The organism is Flavobacterium microcysteis (genome assembly GCF_006385255.1).
GTDB lineage: Bacteria > Bacteroidota > Bacteroidia > Flavobacteriales > Flavobacteriaceae > Flavobacterium > Flavobacterium microcysteis.
This window is the reverse complement of sequence record NZ_VFJE01000052.1, coordinates 341,106-360,329: the sequence shown is the minus strand read 5'-3', so window position 1 is coordinate 360,329 and position 19,224 is coordinate 341,106. Positions and strand designations below refer to the sequence as shown.

At 35.9% G+C, this 19,224-nt stretch carries 17 protein-coding genes and 1 rRNA gene; 12 read left to right on the top strand and 6 right to left on the bottom strand.

Annotated elements, in window-relative coordinates:
- Both rrf and FJA49_RS07175 read left to right on the top strand, forming a co-directional pair.
- Nucleotides 1–103: ribosomal RNA gene (gene rrf, locus FJA49_RS07180) — 5S ribosomal RNA — on the top strand; the annotation flags it as partial.
- 139 nt (nucleotides 104–242) lie between these two features.
- Nucleotides 243–539 (top strand): hypothetical protein, encoded by a 297-nt coding sequence (locus FJA49_RS07175; protein WP_140000303.1) that lies wholly within the window; start codon nucleotides 243–245, stop codon nucleotides 537–539.
- Nucleotides 540–702: 163 nt separating this feature from the next.
- Here the strand turns inward: FJA49_RS07175 and FJA49_RS07170 are convergent, their stop codons facing one another.
- The 4 genes from FJA49_RS07170 to FJA49_RS07155 are packed head-to-tail and all read right to left on the bottom strand — an operon-like array spanning nucleotide 703 to nucleotide 2,953.
- On the bottom strand, nucleotides 703–1,200 hold the full coding sequence (locus FJA49_RS07170; protein ID WP_233590086.1) for an endonuclease III domain-containing protein: 498 nt from the start codon (nucleotides 1,198–1,200) through the stop codon (nucleotides 703–705).
- Between the two features lies 1 nt (nucleotide 1,201).
- Nucleotides 1,202–1,594 carry a peptide-methionine (R)-S-oxide reductase MsrB gene (msrB, locus tag FJA49_RS07165; protein WP_140000302.1) on the bottom strand — a complete coding sequence of 131 codons (393 nt, stop codon included), beginning with the start codon at nucleotides 1,592–1,594 and terminating at the stop codon, nucleotides 1,202–1,204.
- A gap of 4 nt (nucleotides 1,595–1,598) precedes the next feature.
- Nucleotides 1,599–2,087 carry a peptide-methionine (R)-S-oxide reductase MsrB gene (msrB, locus tag FJA49_RS07160; RefSeq protein WP_140000301.1) on the bottom strand — a complete coding sequence of 163 codons (489 nt, stop codon included), beginning with the start codon at nucleotides 2,085–2,087 and terminating at the stop codon, nucleotides 1,599–1,601.
- A gap of 5 nt (nucleotides 2,088–2,092) precedes the next feature.
- Entirely contained in the window at nucleotides 2,093–2,953 is an 861-nt protein-coding gene (locus FJA49_RS07155; RefSeq protein WP_140000300.1) for an alpha/beta fold hydrolase, read from the bottom strand.
- Between the two features lie 258 nt (nucleotides 2,954–3,211).
- Here FJA49_RS07155 and FJA49_RS07150 point away from each other — a divergent pair, with 258 nt between their 5' ends.
- The 7 genes from FJA49_RS07150 (at nucleotide 3,212) to FJA49_RS07120 (ending at nucleotide 12,386) form a co-directional block, all read left to right on the top strand.
- Nucleotides 3,212–4,030 carry a M48 family metallopeptidase gene (locus FJA49_RS07150; RefSeq protein WP_140000299.1) on the top strand — a complete coding sequence of 273 codons (819 nt, stop codon included), beginning with the start codon at nucleotides 3,212–3,214 and terminating at the stop codon, nucleotides 4,028–4,030.
- Nucleotides 4,031–4,112: 82 nt separating this feature from the next.
- Nucleotides 4,113–5,414, top strand: coding sequence for an MFS transporter (locus FJA49_RS07145; RefSeq protein WP_140000298.1), 1,302 nt, complete (start codon nucleotides 4,113–4,115; stop codon nucleotides 5,412–5,414).
- A 73-nt stretch (nucleotides 5,415–5,487) separates the two neighbouring features.
- Nucleotides 5,488–6,486, top strand: coding sequence for a fibronectin type III domain-containing protein (locus FJA49_RS07140; RefSeq protein ID WP_140000297.1), 999 nt, complete (start codon nucleotides 5,488–5,490; stop codon nucleotides 6,484–6,486).
- Nucleotides 6,487–6,677: 191 nt separating this feature from the next.
- Entirely contained in the window at nucleotides 6,678–9,128 is a 2,451-nt protein-coding gene (gene lon / locus FJA49_RS07135) for an endopeptidase La (protein WP_140000296.1), read from the top strand.
- A gap of 142 nt (nucleotides 9,129–9,270) precedes the next feature.
- Complete coding sequence (gene porQ / locus FJA49_RS07130; RefSeq protein WP_140000295.1) at nucleotides 9,271–10,290, top strand: type IX secretion system protein PorQ; 1,020 nt, start codon at nucleotides 9,271–9,273, stop codon at nucleotides 10,288–10,290.
- Between the two features lie 6 nt (nucleotides 10,291–10,296).
- A complete protein-coding gene (gene cmk, locus FJA49_RS07125) occupies nucleotides 10,297–10,992 on the top strand; it encodes a (d)CMP kinase (protein ID WP_140000294.1) in 696 nt (231 codons plus the stop codon).
- A gap of 68 nt (nucleotides 10,993–11,060) precedes the next feature.
- Nucleotides 11,061–12,386: a nucleoside permease gene (locus FJA49_RS07120; RefSeq protein ID WP_140000293.1), complete on the top strand. Its 1,326-nt coding sequence runs from the start codon at nucleotides 11,061–11,063 to the stop codon at nucleotides 12,384–12,386.
- 15 nt (nucleotides 12,387–12,401) lie between these two features.
- Here FJA49_RS07120 and FJA49_RS07115 read toward each other — a convergent pair whose 3' ends face one another.
- Entirely contained in the window at nucleotides 12,402–12,881 is a 480-nt protein-coding gene (locus tag FJA49_RS07115) for a hypothetical protein (protein ID WP_140000292.1), read from the bottom strand.
- 425 nt (nucleotides 12,882–13,306) lie between these two features.
- On the opposite strand from FJA49_RS07115, the gene rpsA reads away from it, so the two are divergent.
- The 3 genes from rpsA to FJA49_RS07100 all read left to right on the top strand — a co-directional run bounded on the left by rpsA (nucleotide 13,307) and on the right by FJA49_RS07100 (nucleotide 16,518).
- A complete protein-coding gene (gene rpsA, locus FJA49_RS07110; RefSeq protein WP_140000291.1) occupies nucleotides 13,307–15,079 on the top strand; it encodes a 30S ribosomal protein S1 in 1,773 nt (590 codons plus the stop codon).
- Between the two features lie 147 nt (nucleotides 15,080–15,226).
- On the top strand, nucleotides 15,227–15,790 hold the full coding sequence (locus FJA49_RS07105; protein WP_140000289.1) for a fasciclin domain-containing protein: 564 nt from the start codon (nucleotides 15,227–15,229) through the stop codon (nucleotides 15,788–15,790).
- Between the two features lie 164 nt (nucleotides 15,791–15,954).
- Nucleotides 15,955–16,518, top strand: a complete 564-nt coding sequence (locus FJA49_RS07100; RefSeq protein ID WP_140000287.1) for a fasciclin domain-containing protein — start codon at nucleotides 15,955–15,957, stop codon at nucleotides 16,516–16,518.
- Nucleotides 16,519–16,598: 80 nt separating this feature from the next.
- Here the strand turns inward: FJA49_RS07100 and pheT are convergent, their stop codons facing one another.
- Nucleotides 16,599–19,022, bottom strand: coding sequence for a phenylalanine--tRNA ligase subunit beta (pheT, locus tag FJA49_RS07095; RefSeq protein ID WP_140000285.1), 2,424 nt, complete (start codon nucleotides 19,020–19,022; stop codon nucleotides 16,599–16,601).
- Between the last annotated feature and the right edge of the window lie 202 nt (nucleotides 19,023–19,224).

Below are 19,224 nucleotides of genomic sequence, written 5' to 3'. Positions count from 1 at the left end.
GTTATTGCGGCGGGGCTCACCTCTTCCCATTCCGAACAGAGAAGTTAAGCCCGCCTGCGCAGATGGTACTGCAATCCTGTGGGAGAGTATGTCGCCGCCTTCCTTTGAAAAGGGTTCCCAATAGGGAACCCTTTTTTGTTTTATAGAAAATTGAAATAGCTGGAATGATAAAGTTTTTTTAAAATTCTTTCACTCCAATCCAGAATAAGGTAACTTTATATAGTAACGTAAAACCAAATGCTATGAAAAAGTTGCTTTATTTATCGATATTATTCCTAAGTTTAGGCATTTTTACCTCTTTTGAGAGTGTAGAAGTCTTGAAAAATGATTCCTTTGTTCAGGAAAAAGAATATAAAAAGATAGCTCCAGAAGAAGTGAAGAAAGAAGCTATAATAAATATAAAGGCAAAATATGGTGATTATCAGATAGTTGAAGCAGCAGTGGCTCTTGATGGAGAATATAAGCTGGTTTTAAAAAAAGATAATGCTTCTATTACTGCATTATTTACTTCTTCAGGTGAACTAATCAAGATATTATAAAAAAAATCCGGCTAATTACCGGATTTTTTGTTTTTGTAAAACTCACATACTGAATTCATTATGCATTCGCTGTGTTTTGGATTGGATGGCCTGCAAGTTTCCCTTCCTAGGAAAGATATTGCCATGCCAACTTCTGACCACATTGATCGTGGTAGTACTTCCATCATTTCTTTTTCAATTTTGTCTGCTTCTTTTGCCTTTGCAATTCCAAGTCTTGGGCAACTCTGACTACGTGCAAATCAGCCATTATACCTTCTGCTGGAACTCCGGCTTCCCTCATAATTACATTGGCGGATTTTCTACCAATACCTTTTAAAGCCGTCAATTCCTTCATAGTTACAGGAATATCTTTATCCTGCTTTATAGTATCTGCAATTTCAAGAAGCCACTTGATTTTATTACCATGAAAACGAACTTCTTCAATATAAGGTAGTAATGATTTCTCATCAGCTTCAGCCAGAGATTTCATATTTGGGAATGCCTGGAATAAATTAGGAGCAATCTTATTGATATGGGCATCGCTGTCTTGTGCAGATAAAACAACCATAACCAACAATTGGTATAGATTTTTATAATCTAACGGATGTTGTTTGTTTTTATATTTCGCAATTAATGATTTGAGAGCCGTAGCCCAATCAGTTGACTCATTAAACAGGTTCATATTATTTTTCTTTAAAGTCTACAGATAAAGAATTGACACAATAGCGCTGACCGGTTTCTGTTGGACCATCGTCAAAGATATGCCCTAAATGGCCACCACAATTTGCACATAAAATTTCGGTACGTAACATTCCATGTGTAGTATCTCTAACATATTCAATTTTTCCAGGTAATGCTTCATCAAAAGAAGGCCAACCGCAATGGGAGTCAAATTTGGAGTCGCTTTTGAACAAAGGTTCACCACAAGCACCACAGCAGTAAGTTCCCTTTTCAAAAAATAAGTTGTATTTTCCGGAATGAGGAAATTCGGTTCCTTTTTGGCGTAAAATTTTATATCGCTCGGAGCCCAATTCAGTTTTCCATTCTTCTTCGGTTTTATTTACAGGATATTTCATAGTATTACTTTTTATCGGGTACAAATTTTATAGAAACAGAATTAGTACAGAAGCGTTTTCCAGTGGTTTCTGCAGGCCCGTCATCAAAAACATGTCCTAGATGTCCACCACATTTTGCACAGATTACTTCGGTTCTAACCATACCAAAACTAGTATCTTCTTTATAGATTACAGAACCTTTGATTGCCTGATCAAAAGAAGGCCAGCCACAATCAGAATGGAATTTGGCCGTGGAATTAAACAGTACATTTCCACATGCGGCACAAACATATTTACCTTTTTCAAAATGATTATAATATTCTCCGGTAAAGGCTCTTTCGGTTCCCTTTTTCCGAAGCACTTCATATTGTTCCGACGTCAGTTCTTTTTTCCATTCAGCATCAGTTTTTTGAACCTGTTTTGATGTTTCTTTCTTCGACAATTCCTTTTTTTCCTGACTTTGACAGGATATAAAAGCAAAAAGCGAAACCAATAGTACAATATAATGTCTCATGGGTTTTAATTTAGAAATTCTACAATTTTTTTAATGACTTTAGTATCACCTAATATTTTTCGGTGACCAAGCCCTTCTGTGATGAGTAATTCGTTCTGTTTTAAGTTCTCCTGAATATGGTAAGCAGCTTTAACAGGAACATCATCATCATCTTTATCATGAATAACCAGAACCGGAATCGTTACCTCTTTAGCAGCCTTGTAGGCAGAAAAATTGTCCATTGGTTCATTGATCTTCTTTTCAAAACTGGCCTTCATTTTTTTACTTATGGCAATATTCATTCCTAATTTTTCAATAAAATCGTCCATAATATCTTCAACAACATCACCACTTCCAATAATTACCGCTTTTTTCACTTTTAATCCTCTTTTTATAGCATTAAGGATTGACATGCCTCCCAACGAATGCCCGATTGCAAATTCAAATGGGCCGAATTTTTTCTCTAACTCCAATATACCGGCAATAAATTCAGTCATATTACTGGTTTTTCCAGAAGATTTTCCATGTGCCGGGGCATCAAAACTTACAGTAGAATAACCTAATTTCAGCATTTCATCAGCAATTTTAACCAATTGAGTACCTCTGCCAGACCAACCGTGAACAAGCAATATTTTTTTATCGCTTGCACCATAATTATATACGACAATTTCTTTGCCTAGGTTTGGAATGAATACGTTTTGCTGAAGCGAATTCTGGTCCATCCCGATTTCTCGTTTTGGTAATTTATATTTTATAGGAGATGTAAAAAGTTTTGCAGCAAATTTCATTGCCAGTTTGGGTGAAATCGCTTCAGTTATTTTGGCGGCTATAAGTATAGATTTCGGTATTTTAAGCGATTGCTGGTGCGTTTTCGGATTTTCAGACATAACCAATTTTTATGCAAGTTAAAGTTTAATAAATTTAGGAATCATAAATTAAATATAAAAGATATTCGTAGGCTGAAATAGTGAAAAACCGAATTGTTTCTAGATCAACAGGTTGCTCCAATGTTTCGTTTGGCGGTTTTAAAAAACAAGACATGGCATAAAGATTGTTAACATTTTAACAATAAATAAAGATTTCTAAAAAATTAAGTATCAAAGTAAATTAGTAAATTTGAGTAATAACCAATCAAAATCGTTCTCATGAAAAGAAGATATCTGTTAATACCAATTGCAATATTTGGTATTGTTTATTCCTGTGCGACCAATCCATTTACCGGAAAAAGCACATTGGCACTGGTTCCTGATTCGCAGATTTTACCATCAGCTTTTCAGCAGTATAGTACTTTTCTAAAGGAAAATAAAGTAGTAACCGGAACTGCAGATGCCCAAAGGGTAGTAACTGTTGGAACAAAAATTAAAAATGCAGCCGAAAAGTACTTGAATGCCAACGGCTATAAAGGTTATTTAAAAGATTACCAATGGGAATATAAATTGGTAGAAAGCAAAGAAGTGAATGCTTGGTGTATGCCAGGAGGAAAAATTGTTTTTTATACCGGAATCCTTCCTATTACAAAAGACGAAACGGGTATGGCAGTAGTTATGGGACATGAGGTAGCTCACGCCTTACTAAATCATGGACAACAAAGAATGAGTGCTGATGTATTACAGCAATTAGGAAGTGCTGGTGTTGGTGCTGCTGTTGGAAACCAAAGCGAATCCATTCAAAAAATAGCTATGCAGGCGTATGGAGTAGGTACCCAATATGGTGTCACCTTGCCGTTTAGCCGAAGCCATGAAAGTGAAGCAGATAAAGTAGGTTTGACATTGATGGCAATAGCTGGTTACAACCCGGATCAGTCAGTTGCTTTTTGGGAAAGAATGGCTGCTAATTCAGGAGGTAATGCACCACCGGAATTTATGAGTACGCACCCGTCCAATGCAACAAGAATTGCAAACCTGAAAGCGTTGATTCCACAAGCAAAAGCTGAAGCTGCAAAATACGGTGTGACATTTAAATAAAAGATAATCTGGATTAGATAAAAAAATAATATCTTCGAAGCTGTTCTAACGGACAGCTTTTTTTATACCTAAAAACGTACTTATGCAAACAGCTTTACCTAAGGGAAGTAAGAAATTAATGAACGCCTGGGCGTTTTATGATTGGGCAAACTCTGTGTATCCTCTTGTGATATCTTCCGCAATTTTTCCTTTGTATTTTGGATTTCTTTTTCCAAAAGAAGCTTCCGATGTACAGTTCTTAGGATACGATTTTAAAGCAACGGCATTGATAAGTTTTGTTACTGCTTTCGCATTCTTAGTTGTTGCTTTTATTTCTCCGTTTCTCTCAGGAATAGCAGATTTCGTCGGTAATAAAAAACGATTCTTGCAATTTTTCTGTTTTTTGGGAGCTGCTTCTTGTATCGGAATGTACTGGTTTACGGTTGAAAATATATATTTTGGTATAACCTGTTTCTTTTTCGGACTTATCGGATTTTGGGGGAGTTTGGTTTTTTATAATTCTTATTTGCCGGATATTGCTTTTAAAGAACAACAGGACGGACTAAGTGCAAGAGGCTATTCTATGGGATATATTGGCAGTGTCATATTGTTGCTGATCTGTCTGTACTTAATTTTAAGTAAAGATGGCATAGAAGCGCTTGAAATGATGAAAGTTTCTTTCGCTCTTACAGGAGTTTGGTGGTTGTTGTTCAGCCAATATGCTTTTTATTATCTTCCAAAAGGAAATAAGAATGCAGATAAGATTACAAAAGACATCCTTTTGAGCGGTTTTAGAGAATTGAAAAAAGTAAAAAATGAACTGCTAAAACATTTATCACTATCAAGATATTTGGCTGCTTTCTTTGTTTACAGTATGGCTGTACAAACAGTAATGTTGGTAGCTACTTACTTTGGAGAGCAAGAAATTAATTGGGCTGATAGAGATGAAAAAACCAAAGGGTTGATTATTAGTATTTTGGTTATCCAATTAGTAGCGGTTCTTGGCGCAATCATTACGGCAAAACTATCTAGTAAGTACGGAAACATAAAAACTTTAATTGTTATCAATTCAATCTGGGTGGTGATTTGTGTGGGTGCTTATTTTGTTACGGAACCGATTCACTTTTATGTTACAGCCTGTTTTGTAGGTCTTGTAATGGGTGGAATCCAGGCATTATCAAGATCTACCTATTCTAAATTTCTTCCAAAAACAGAAGATACTACTTCCTTTTTTAGTTTCTATGATGTTGCCGAAAAAATAGGTATCGTAATTGGAATGTGCGTTTATGGTCTTATCGATCAGATTACGGGTTCGATGAGGAATTCTATCGTTTTTCTGGCGGTCTTTTTTATCGTTGGAGTTCTTTTGCTTTTTAGAGTTCCAAAAACAGAATCGAAAGAATAAAAATATATTTTATGCGTTTCAAATAAAAAATATATATTTGGAAACCTAATTAACCCAACCTAACAAAAATAGAATGAACAAATTAAAATTTTTAGCTGCTTTTGCGCTGATTTTCACAGCCTTTAATTTCTCATCATGTGATAATGAGCCATTAGACAGTGCAATTGATCCTAATCCACAACCTTCTGGATGCGTAGCGCCAACTTCTTTTCAAGCGAGTAATTTCATTGGGACAAATGTAAACCTAAGCTGGGCAGCAAGTACTGGAGCAACCTCATGGGAAGTACAATACGGACCAACCGGATTTGCTATTGGAAGCGGAACTTCAGTTTTTTCTGAAACTACCAATGTAACTATCCCAGGTTTGGTCACAACAAATACCTATCATTTTTATGTACGTTCAAATTGTTCAGAAAGTGAAGTTAGTTCTTGGATTGGACCAATTTCTGTTGGAACAAGCACCGGAGGAAATACAAGTGGAGATTATTGGCCAACGGCAATTAACAACCAATGGACATATAGCATGAACGGGACAACAAATCCTCCTTTAAAAATGATTGGGACAGCCAATTTTGGCGGTAGAACTTATTACAAATTTTCACCACAATCAGGAAGCGGAGGAAGTAGTGGCGCAACTGGAGTAACTACTTGGTTAAATAAAAATAACGGTGTTTACAACTTGAAGACAGACGATATGACTATTAATGCTGGAGGAATGACTGGAACTCAAACAGGTTTTGAATATATTATTTTAAAGGATAATATTGCTGTAAATGCAACCTGGACAGGAACGTATTCCCAAACTACTTCTTTGACCGGATTGCCAGGAATGGTTCAGACAGTAAACTATGTTGGGAAGATTTTAGAAAAAGATGCTACAGCAACAGTAAATGGTCAGAACTTTACGAATGTAATAAAAGTAAGCATCAGAAGAGAAATATCAATATTAGGTATGATTACGATAGCTGATGAAGAATATTGGTTCTCTAAAAATGTAGGAGTAATAAAATCAATCCTAAGTAATGAAGGAGAAACTTTCGAAAGTATACTTGTAAACTATACAGTGAACTAGTTACTATTTGAAATATAAAATAACCCGGATGAGAATTCGGGTTTTTTTATGGCATAAAGATTGATTTTATATAAAAGCCAATAGTATTTTCGTTATAGTACTGTATTGGTTTTCAAAGAGATATTGTTTTTACTAGTGCAAAGTAAAACCTACTCTAAAAATGTTTAATGACAAAATGACTTAAATATAGTATGCCAAATCAAAAAATAATCACACTTGACAATCTGTCACTCCAAGAATTCGACAACGATTCAGAATTAATCCCACTGTTAACTCCTGAAGACGAAGAAGAAATGAACAATGAGCAGCTACCGGGTGAACTTCCGATTCTGCCATTACGAAATACCGTGCTATTTCCCGGTGTTGTAATTCCAATTACAGCTGGACGCGATAAATCCATTAAATTAATCAATGATGCTAATGCCGGAGGTAAGGTAATTGGAGTCGTTTCTCAAATCAATGAGGAAGACGAAGATCCATCACCAGAAGACATTAATAAAATAGGGACTGTAGCCAGAATCCTGCGTGTTTTGAAAATGCCTGATGGAAACGTAACCGTAATCCTTCAAGGTAAAAAGCGTTTTGAAATTGATGCCGTTACGACAGAACAGCCTTATTTGAAAGCTACTATCAAAGAAGTTCCTGAAAAGCGTCCTGATCATGAAGATGCTGAATTTGCTACGATTATTGAATCGGTAAAAGATTTGGCTATTCAGATTATAAAAGAAAGCCCAAACATTCCGACAGAAGCTACTTTCGCTATCAAAAACATTGAAAGCAAGTCTTTCCTTATCAATTTTGTTTCTTCAAACATGAACCTTTCTGTTAAAGAGAAACAAGATTTATTGATAATTAATGACTTGAAAGAAAGAGCCTTGTCGACACTTCGTTATATGAATGTCGAGCTGCAGAAGTTGGAGTTAAAGAATGATATACAATCCAAAGTTCGTTTTGACCTGGATCAGCAGCAGCGTGAATATTTCCTTCATCAGCAGATGAAAACCATCCAGGAAGAATTGGGTGGCGTTTCTCAGGAAGAAGAAATTGACGAAATGCGTCAGAAAGGACTAAAGAAAAAATGGAACGAAAAAACAAAGAACCATTTCGAAAAAGAACTTTCAAAAATGCAGCGCATGAATCCGCAGTCTCCAGATTTCGGTATACAGCGTAACTATCTTGAACTATATCTTGAATTGCCATGGAATGAATATTCTGTAGACAATTTTGATTTGAAACGAGCTCAGAAAGTATTAGATAGAGACCATTTTGGTTTGGAAGATGTTAAGAAAAGAATGATAGAGCATCTTGCTGTTTTGAAGTTAAGAAAAGACATGAAATCTCCAATTCTTTGCTTGTATGGACCTCCTGGAGTTGGTAAAACTTCTATCGGGAAATCGGTAGCTGAAGCACTAGGTAGGGAATACGTAAGGATTTCTTTAGGAGGATTGCGTGATGAAGCTGAAATCCGTGGTCATAGAAAAACCTATATCGGAGCCATGCCGGGAAGAATTATCCAGAGTCTTAAAAAAGCAAAAACGGCAAATCCGGTATTTGTATTAGATGAAATAGATAAGCTTTCGAGTAGCAATAATGGCGATCCGTCTTCTGCTTTGCTGGAAGTTCTGGATCCGGAACAAAACTCAGATTTCTATGATAATTTCCTGGAAATGGGATTTGACCTTTCTCGAGTAATGTTTATTGCTACTTCAAATAATATGTCAACAATCCAGCCTGCTTTGAGAGACAGAATGGAAGTCATCAATATGACGGGCTATACTATTGAGGAAAAAGTAGAAATTGCAAAACAGCATTTATTGCCAAAACAGCTGAAAGAACACGGACTGACTACAAAAGACCTGACTATTGGTAAAAAACAGCTGGAAAAAATTGTAGTAGGCTATACCAGAGAATCTGGCGTTAGAGGTTTGGAAAAACAAATCGCAAAAATGGTCAGAAATACGGCTAAGTCTATTGCGATGGAAGAAGAACATAACGTAAAAGTTACGGACGAAGACATTGTAAAAGTACTTGGTGCTGCCAGAATGGAACGCGATAAGTATGAAAATAATGAAGTAGCAGGTGTGGTTACCGGATTGGCCTGGACAAGTGTTGGCGGAGATATCCTTTTTATCGAATCAATTCTATCAAAAGGAAAAGGAAGCTTGACCATGACAGGAAATTTAGGAACTGTAATGAAAGAATCGGCTACTCTCGCCCTGGAATATATCAAGTCTAATGCGGAGCATTTAGGAATAGGGCCAGATGTGATTTCGAATTACAATGTGCATATTCACGTTCCGGAAGGAGCTACTCCAAAAGACGGTCCAAGTGCCGGTGTAGCGATGTTAACCTCTTTAGTTTCGTCTTTTGTACAGCGAAGAGTAAAGAAAAGCCTTGCAATGACTGGAGAAATAACACTTCGTGGAAGAGTATTGCCAGTTGGAGGAATTAAAGAAAAAATATTGGCAGCCAAAAGAGCAAATATCAAAGAAATCATCCTTTGCCACGAGAATAAACGTGATATTGATGAGATCAAACCGGAATATCTGGAAGGACTTACTTTCCATTATGTGAAGGAAATGAGCGAGGTTTTGGCAATAGCAATAACAGACCAAAAAGCTAAGAATGCTAAAGTATTATAATCTTTAGATGCACATAGCCCATAATATAAAGGCAAAAGTGAAATTAATTTTCAACTTTTGCCTTTTCTGTTTTATCTTTTGCTTTAAAAAATAATATCTTCGCATCTGCGTTATATATTCAGAAAATAAGGAAAATCCCTAGATGTTTAAGAAACTGCTCATTGTTTTTTTATTGTTGTTTTGTGCTGAAGGTTTCAGCCAGATTGGCGGTAAATATGTTTACCAGTTTCTAAATTTGATGACTTCGCCAAGACAGGCAGCATTAGGAGGAAAGGCAGTAACTATCCATGATTATGATGTCAACCAGGGATTCTTTAACCCGGCAACCATCAATCCGGAAATGGACAACCATCTTTCTGTAAATTATGGAAGCTATTTTGGAGAAGTAACCTATGGAACGGCAGCTTATGCCTATACCTATGACCGCCATGTCCAGACTTTTCATGTTGGAGTAAATTATGTCAACTACGGAAGTTTTGAAGGATATGACGAAAACGGGCAAAAAGCAGCTGATTTTACCGGAAGCGAAATTGCGCTTTCTTTCGGATATGCCTATAATGTGCCTTGGACGGATATTTTTATAGGAGCTAACGCAAAATTAATATCATCAACTTTAGAAAGCTACAGTTCATTTGGAGCAGCGATGGATTTGGGAGCTTTGTATATTGATGAAGATAATGATATCAATATCGGATTGGCAATACGAAACGTAGGTGTCCAGATAAAGCCTTATCAGGACACGAATGAAAAGTTGCCAATGGAAATTGTAGCCGGAATTTCTCAGGAATTGGAAAATGTGCCAATCCGCTGGCATTTGACTTTGGAAAATCTCCAGCAATGGAACATTGGTTTTTCCAATCCAAACAGGGCAGAAGGCTCGTTAGATGGCGGTAGTAAAGAAGAAAAAGTAGGCTTTTTCAATAATGCTTTACGACACGTTATCTTTGGAGCTGAGCTTTTTCCGGAAAAAAGCTTTTCCATCCGTTTGGGATATAATTTTAGAAGAGCTGAGGAATTGCGTATAGTGGAACAGCGAAATTTTTCAGGATTATCAGCTGGTTTTGGATTGCGATTCAATAACATCAGATTTGACTATTCCTATTCCAGATATACCGCAGCGGCAAGTACCAGCCTTTTCGGATTAATGATTAACCTTCAATAAATTATTTTGGATAAAAAAATTACTATTGCCATTGATGGCTTTTCGTCTACGGGAAAAAGTACGCTGGCAAAACAATTAGCCAAACATTTAGGCTATATCTATGTTGATACGGGAGCGATGTACCGTGCCGTGACTTTATATGCCATGCAGCATGATTTTATTTCCGACACTCAGTTTGACAAAAAAGCACTTATAGATAAATTACCTAAGATAAGTCTCCAGTTTCTTTTTAATCCCGATTTGGGCTATGCTGAGATTTTTCTCAATGAAAAAAACGTTGAAACCGAAATCAGAACACTTGAAGTATCCAATTTTGTAAGTAGGATTGCCGAAATTTCTGAAGTCCGTGCCAAGCTTGTAGAACAGCAGCAGAATATGGGAAAAAACAAAGGAATCGTAATGGACGGGAGAGATATAGGAACAGTTGTCTTTACAGATGCGGAACTAAAATTGTTTATGACGGCCAGCCCTGAAACCAGAGCGCAAAGGCGTTATGAGGAATTGATCCAAAAAGGGCAGGATGTGACCTATGAAGAAGTGCTCAAAAATGTTCAGGAACGTGACTATATCGATACCCATAGAGAGGACTCACCTTTAGTAAAAGCGGACGATGCCATAGAAATAGACAATTCGCATCTTTCTATACAAGAACAGTTTGACAAAGTTTTAGGATTGGTAAATACTGTAGCTAAAACGTTGTAATTTTTTGTTTATCTCATTTTTAATAGTAGCTTTACAAGCTGTTATTTTTTCAACATACAAACTTATTTATGGGAATAAAATTTAGGTTAACTTTGATGAGCTTTCTCCAGTTTTTTGTTTGGGGAGCTTGGCTAATCACAATTGGAACATATTGTTTTAATGCAAAAGGCTGGACAGGTGCAGAATTTGGCGCCATATTTTCAACATTAGGTCTTTCTTCTTTATTTATGCCGGCACTAACCGGAATTATAGCCGATAAATGGCTCAACGCTGAAAAGCTTTACGGAATTCTCCACATATTATACGGTATTATACTTTTATATGTTCCTGAAGTTAACGATCCTTCCATTTTATTCTACGTTATTTTTGGAGCAATGATTTGCTATATGCCAACCATTTCGCTTTCCAATTCCATCGCTTATACTATACTAAAGAACAATAAATATGATGTAGTAAAGGTTTTCCCTCCAATTCGTGTTTGGGGAACTATCGGCTTCATTGTTGCAATGTGGATTACGAACATTTTCAGTTCGCCAACCCCTCCAAATATCTTCAAAGATTTAGGATTAAGTGTCGGTAATGCCATGTCTTCCGTATCAGGTAATCCTATTTATGCTAACCAGTTCTATATTGCTGCTTTTGTTGCTATTTTGTTAGGTATTTACTCGTTTACCTTGCCAAAATGTCCACCGCAAAAATCAATCGCAGAAGATGCGAGTTTTGTGGAGCAATTAGGTTTGAATGCTTTCAAATTGTTCAGTTCGTATAAAATGGCATTGTTTTTTGTGTTTTCTATGTTTTTAGGAGGTGCGTTACAGCTCACCAACATGTATGGTGATGCCTTTTTAAATGATTTCGCTAAAATTCCAGAATATAAAGATTCATTCGTTGTTGAATATTCAACAATAATCATGTCAATCTCACAAGTTTCTGAGACCTTATTCATTCTGGCAATTCCCTTCTTTTTAAAACGTTTTGGAATCAAACAGGTAATGCTGTTTTCTATGATAGCCTGGGTACTTCGTTTTGGACTTTTCGCTTATGGGGATCCAATGCAAGGTCTTTGGATGATTATTCTTTCATGTATCGTATACGGAATGGCGTTCGATTTCTTTAATATATCAGGTTCCTTATTTGTTGAAACAACAACCGATTCTAAAATACGTGCCAGCGCACAAGGATTGTTTATGATGATGACAAATGGTGTAGGAGCTTATCTTGGAAGCGTTATCAGTGGTTATGCGATTGACAAATATTTTACTCATGGAGAAACTAAAGACTGGCATAGCATCTGGCTTTCATTTGCGGTGTATGCGCTAGTTATTTCTATAGCATTTGCGGTAATGTTTAAGCACAAGCACAAACCGGAAGATGTAGAAAATATATCACATTAAGATAAAAAAAGAGCCTCAAATTTGAGGCTCTTTTTTGTTAATCTCTTTTTTGAATTCTTGTATATCATCATAATCATGGATATTTAGGATTGTCGTGGCTTTAAGTATTGATATTTTGTTGCTTTTTATGAGCGATATTATAAAAGGCTTTATACTTAAATAATGCTCGAAAAATTCTTGTTTGAAATGAATGCTGTGTTTTGCTCCATCAGTGAAACAAAGAGTGATGACATTGTCTGTTCCGTTTGATATTTTAGGCTTGATGCTTCTTGAACTGTATTCAACTTCCTGATTGTCATAACTTCCTATGATTATGCCAATGTCTTCAATCCTTGAAATATCGATTATTTCGTCATTTATAACAACATTTTCAGCATTGATGGTCAATTTTCCGGATAGTGTTCCTTCCAAAGGTTTCTTAATAAAATAACTCATGAAAGTCAGGAGGAGATAAGTAATCATTATAATTCCAAAGAAAACTTTGAAAAATTTCATGAAGGAATCATCAATTGGAGTTATACAAGAATCTATAAAGAGGATAAGAGCACAAAACGCAATGAGTATATATAGGATTGTATAATATCTCAATTTCCTTTTTTTCTGTGGGATAAAAATAGTAAAGGTATTATCCATTATTATAAGTAAGATGTGTTTGTCGTAAATATATAGATTATTAATTAACCTATTCAGGACGTGTACAGTATTTCAAACCTAGAATTAAGTGTTGATTTGTAAATATTTAAGATAAAAGCTTGATTCTGAAATTATTTGGTAGATTAAAAAATATTTATTAATTTTGCGCACCTTTTGGCGAAGAAGAGTTTCCTTTAGGTATCAACTATTTATGTAAAACACTTCTGTGTTTTCTATCGCATCAAGAAACTCGAGAAAACATAGGATACAAATTTTTATCAGAACAAATGTCTGAACAAACAAAAACACAAGCGGAATTTTTAGAGAACTTTAACTGGCATAACTTCCAAGAAGGTATTGATGCTGTTGACGAAAAAAACCTAAAAGAATTTGAAGAGTTAGTTGAAAAAACTTTCATCTCTACAGATCAGGAAGAAGTAGTTGAAGGTGTGGTAGTTAGAATCACTGACAGAGATGCAATCGTTGATATCAACGCTAAATCTGAAGGTGTTATCTCTTTGAACGAATTCCGTTACAATCCAAACTTAAAAGTAGGAGACAAAGTAGAAGTATTAATTGACGTTCGTGAGGACAAAACAGGTCAGTTGGTTCTTTCTCACAGAAAAGCTCGTACTATCAAAGCTTGGGATAGAGTTATTGCTGCTAATGAAACAGGAGAAATCGTTAACGGTTTCGTTAAATGCAGAACTAAAGGTGGTATGATCGTTGACGTATTCGGAATCGAAGCTTTCTTGCCAGGTTCTCAAATCGACGTGAAACCAATCAGAGATTACGATCAGTATGTAAACAAAATGATGGAATTCAAAGTTGTGAAAATCAACCATGAGTTCAAAAACGTTGTTGTTTCTCATAAAGCGCTTATCGAAGCTGATATCGAAGTACAGAAAAAAGAAATTATTGGTCAATTAGAAAAAGGACAAGTATTAGAAGGTGTTGTTAAAAACATTACTTCTTATGGTGTGTTCATTGACCTTGGAGGTGTTGACGGATTAATCCACATTACTGACCTTTCTTGGTCAAGAATCAACCACCCAAGCGAAGTTCTTGAATTAGACCAAAAACTAAACGTTGTTATCCTTGATTTCGATGATGAGAAAACAAGAATCCAACTTGGTTTAAAACAATTGAACGCTCACCCATGGGATGCACTTGATGCTAACCTGAAAGTAGGTGACAAAGTGAAAGGTAAAGTTGTAGTTATCGCTGACTACGGTGCTTTCATCGAAGTTGCTGAAGGTGTTGAAGGTTTGATCCACGTTTCTGAAATGTCTTGGTCAACTCACTTAAGAAGTGCTCAGGATTTCGTAAAAGTTGGTGATGAAGTAGAAGCTGTTATCTTGACTTTGGATAGAGAAGATCGTAAGATGTCACTTGGTATCAAGCAATTGACTCAAGATCCATGGACAGATATCACTGCTAAATACCCTGTAGGTTCTAAGCACACAGGTATCGTTAGAAACTTTACAAACTTTGGAGTTTTCGTAGAACTAGAAGAAGGAATCGATGGTTTGATCTACATTTCTGACCTTTCTTGGACTAAGAAAATCAAGCACCCATCTGAATTCGTAAGCGTTGGTGAAAAACTTGACGTAGTAGTATTAGAGTTGGATGTTGAAGGACGTAAATTATCTTTAGGTCACAAACAAACTACTGCTAACCCTTGGGACAAATATGAGGATTCATTCGCTGTTGGAACTATCCACAATGGAGAAATCTCTGAAATCGTTGACAAAGGAGCTACTGTAGAATTCGGTGATGATATCGTTGCTTTCATCCCAACTCGTCACCTTGAAAAAGAAGACGGTAAGAAATTGAAAAAAGGTGAAACAGCTGATTTCAAAGTTATCGAGTTCAACAAAGAATTCAAAAGAGTAGTTGCTTCTCACACTGCTATCTTCCGTGAAGAAGAAGAGAAAAATGTGAAAACAGCTTCTGAGAATACAACAATGTCTTCAAGCAATGCTACTGCATCTACTTTAGGAGATAACAATGATATTCTTGCTGAATTGAAAGCTAAAATGGAAAAAGGAGGGAACTAATCCTGACTGATTTTAATACAAAAGCCTCACAGAAATGTGGGGCTTTTTTATTTATTTTATAATATAATATTAAAATTTTGTTTACATTTGAAATCCTAAAATAAAGGAATTCTGTTCCCAATACGAATGTATTTTTAAAAACTAACTATGAAGACTAATAAAAATCTGGCAATTATCTTTTTTGCATTAATGTTAAGCGTCGCATCTTTTGCACAAAAAGCACAGAAAAAAGCAAATATGAATGCTGTTAACCCAAAGTTTGACGCAACTAAAAATATTACCGATAACCTTACGGCTTCGCAGAATTATTCTTCTTTAGCAAAGGTTTTTAAAGCTGCAGAGTTTGATCAGTTGCTTCGTGAAGAAGGACCGTATACTATTTTAGCACCAAGTAATGATGCTATCAGCAGATCTTCTGAAAATTTGGAATTTATGACTGACCCAAAAAATATACAACGTACTAAATCTATAGCAGCTTACTATATGATTCCTGGGAAATGGTATGCAGCTGATTTCGGGAAATTAATCCGTATGAGCAAAGGAAGAGGTGAAATTAAGACTGCTGATGGTCAGGTTCTTGTAATCACTCTTGAAAACAGCATTATCTATCTGACAGATGGTAAAGGAAATAAAGCAAAACTGGTATTCACAGATGCAATCCAAAGCAATGGAATAATTCACGGTATTGACAAAACTTTTTCTCCTAACTAAATAGAGAAGAAATAACAAATAAAAAAGCCCTGCATCTTGCAGGGCTTTTTTATTTGTTAGGCTTTAGGCCTAAAGCTTTAAGCATAAAGCCTTAAATCAAAAATATTTAAAACCAAAACAAATGTATTTGCGTAAATGCCTGTATAAACAAAAAACATATAATTATGAAAACCACCAAATTTTTATCAATCGCAATCGTATTTACATTGTTATTCGGAACTGCTGCATTTGCACAAAAAGAAAAAACAGTCATGGTTGGAGGTGCTCCAATGTATCCTTCAAAAAATATTATCGAAAATGCAATGAATTCAAAAGACCACACCACGTTGGTTGCTGCCGTAAAAGCAGCGGATTTAGTAACAACATTGCAAGGAAAAGGACCTTTTACCGTTTTTGCCCCAACAAATGAAGCTTTTGCCAAATTGCCAAAAGGAACCGTAGAGATGTTATTAAAACCAGAAAACAAATCAAAACTGCAATCCATCTTAACCTATCATGTGGTTGCTGGAAAAATGAACTCAGCTGATATTGCGAAAGCCATAAAGAAGGGAAACGGAAAGGCTGTGCTCGCCACTGTTCAAGGTGGTAAATTGACAGCCTGGATGGATAGCAAGACGCTTTACATCACTGATGAAAATGGGAATAAATCAAAAGTTACTATTGCTGATGTGAACCAATCCAATGGAGTGATTCATGTAGTCGATACCGTAGTAATGCCAAAAGCATAATTCAAACTAGATACTATTTTTGAATTGTAAATGAAAAATCCCGATACAATCGGGATTTTTCTATTTTTAAAAAGTAAGTCTTAACGAAGAACAGCGCCAAGCTCTGTTTCAAGATTCTGCTTTAATTTGCCCATAATCTTGTCTATTTGAGCGTCTGTCAAGGTTTTTGAGCTGTCCTGAATAATAAAGCTCACGGCATACGATTTTTTGCCTTCCGGAAGGTTTTTACCTTCATATACATCAAACAGATTGATGTCTTTCAGCAACGATTTTTCAGTCTGGCGAGCAATAGTATAAATAGAGTCAAATGCTACATTCTCGTCTACTAAAAGAGCTAAATCTCTTCTTACTTCAGGATATTTCGGAATGTCGGTAAACTTGATTTTGTTTGAAATCAATTTCAATATTGAATTCCAGTTGAAATCAGCAAATAAAACTTCCTGTTTGATATCGAAATGCTTCAGTACCGATTTTTTAACGGTTCCTAATTCTACAATGATATCATTTCCAACAGCAATAGCAATACCTTCTGCAAATACGTCAGATTCAACAGGTTTGTTATTTGTTTTTTCTATACCCAATCTTGACAGGATTCCCATCACATAACCTTTGAATAAGAAAAAGTCGGAAGGCTTTTGAGGCGTATTCCAGCTTTCGCTCAAACGGTTTCCAGTCGTAAATAAGGTAAGGTGCTTATTTTCTGTATATCCGGATGGTAACTTGTGATACGACTTCCCGAATTCAAACAATTTCAAGTCTGAATTTTTTCGGTTGATATTATAAGAAACAGCTTCTAATCCTGAGAATAGGAGTGACTGTCTCATAGCAGACAAATCATTGCTCAACGGATTCATGATTAATACGTTGAATTCTTCACGAAGCATTTCAGATAACTTTACATATTCCGGAGAAGTCAGTGAATTGGCCATCATTTCATTAAACCCTTGTGAGTTTAATTGTGTCGCAATAATATTTTGCACCTTATAATCTTCAGTTCTTGCTGAGTTAGAAACGGTAGCATTGAATTTTTTTGTGAAGTTTACATTATTATAACCGTAAACTCTCAAAATCTCTTCAATTACGTCAATTTCACGTTGTACGTCTACACGGTAAGAAGGAATAATCAGTCCTAATCCGGCATCCGATACACTGTTTACTTTGATGTCAAGCGAAACCAAAATTTTCTTGATCGTTTCTTTTGATAGTTCCTGTCCGATGATTTTTGTCGCTTTTGCGAAATTTAAGAACACAGGGAAATCTTCTATCTTTTTTGGATAGATATCAATAATATCAGAAGTAATTTCACCTCCAGCAACTTCCTGGATTAATAAAGCAGCACGTTTTAATGCATATTCAGTAATGGTTGGATCAATACCTCTTTCAAAACGGAAAGAAGCATCGGTATTCAATCCGTGTCTTTTAGCAGATTTTCTGATAGAAACTGGGTTGAAATAAGCACTTTCCAAGAAAATAGAAGTAGTGTTTTCAGAAACTCCTGAGTTTTTACCACCAAAAACACCAGCAATACACATTGGTCCGTTTTCGTCACAAATCATCAGGTCTTCTTCATGAAGTGTTCTTTCAACATCATCAAGAGTTGTGAATTTTGTTCCGGCTGCCACTGTTTTTACAACTACCTTATTGCCTTTTATTTTAGCAGCGTCAAAGGCATGTAATGGCTGTCCCAATTCATGCATTACATAATTGGTAACATCTACTATATTATTTTTTGGTGTAAGGCCAATAGCTTTTAGTCGGTTTTGAAGCCATTCCGGAGATTGTTTTACAACAATTCCTGAAATAGTCACACCGCAATATCTTGGAGCCATTTTAGCATCTTCAACCTTGATGTCCATTTTTAATGTCCTTTTGTCAACTCTGAAATTGCTGACAGAAGGCGTAATCAATTCCGTATGCGCATTTGTCTGAAGCATACCCGCTCTTAAATCTCTGGCAACTCCAAGGTGACTCATTGCATCAGCACGGTTAGGAGTCAGTCCTATTTCAAATACTTCATCGTTTTCGATATTGAAAACTTTTGATGCTGGTGTTCCGGGAGCATATTTGTCATCAAGAACCATAATTCCGTCATGACTGTTGCCTAAACCTAGTTCATCTTCGGCACAGATCATTCCATGGCTTTCCTGATCTCTGATTTTGCCTTTTTTGATTTGGAACGAATTTCCATCTTTGTCGTATAATGTAGTTCCTATAGTTGCTACAGGCACTTTCTGTCCGGCTGCTACATTAGCTGCACCACAAACAATCTGTACCGGAGCACCAGTTCCTAAATCTACAGTTGTTACTTTTAGGCGATCTGCATTGGGATGCTGAACGCAAGTTAGGACATGACCAACAACAATACCCTCTAAACCGCCTTTTACAGATTGGTATTTTTCAATACCTTCTACTTCCAGACCCAAATCGGTTAGAAGTGATGCGGTTTCATCGGATTTCAATTCCGTTTTGATAAATTGCTTAAGCCAGTTATATGAAATTTTCATTGTTGTTCTTGGTATTATTTTTTGTAAGGATGCAAAGATAGGTTTTTTTGATTTTTCAAAGAATTTTAAAGCTTCTAAATTAAGGAAAAAAGTCTTAAAATTATTGCAAACACAGCAATTATGGGTTGGAAAATAAACGGCTTTGAAGTTCTAAAAATTTTGTTAAAATAATACATGCCTGATTTTAATTTGGATATGGTAA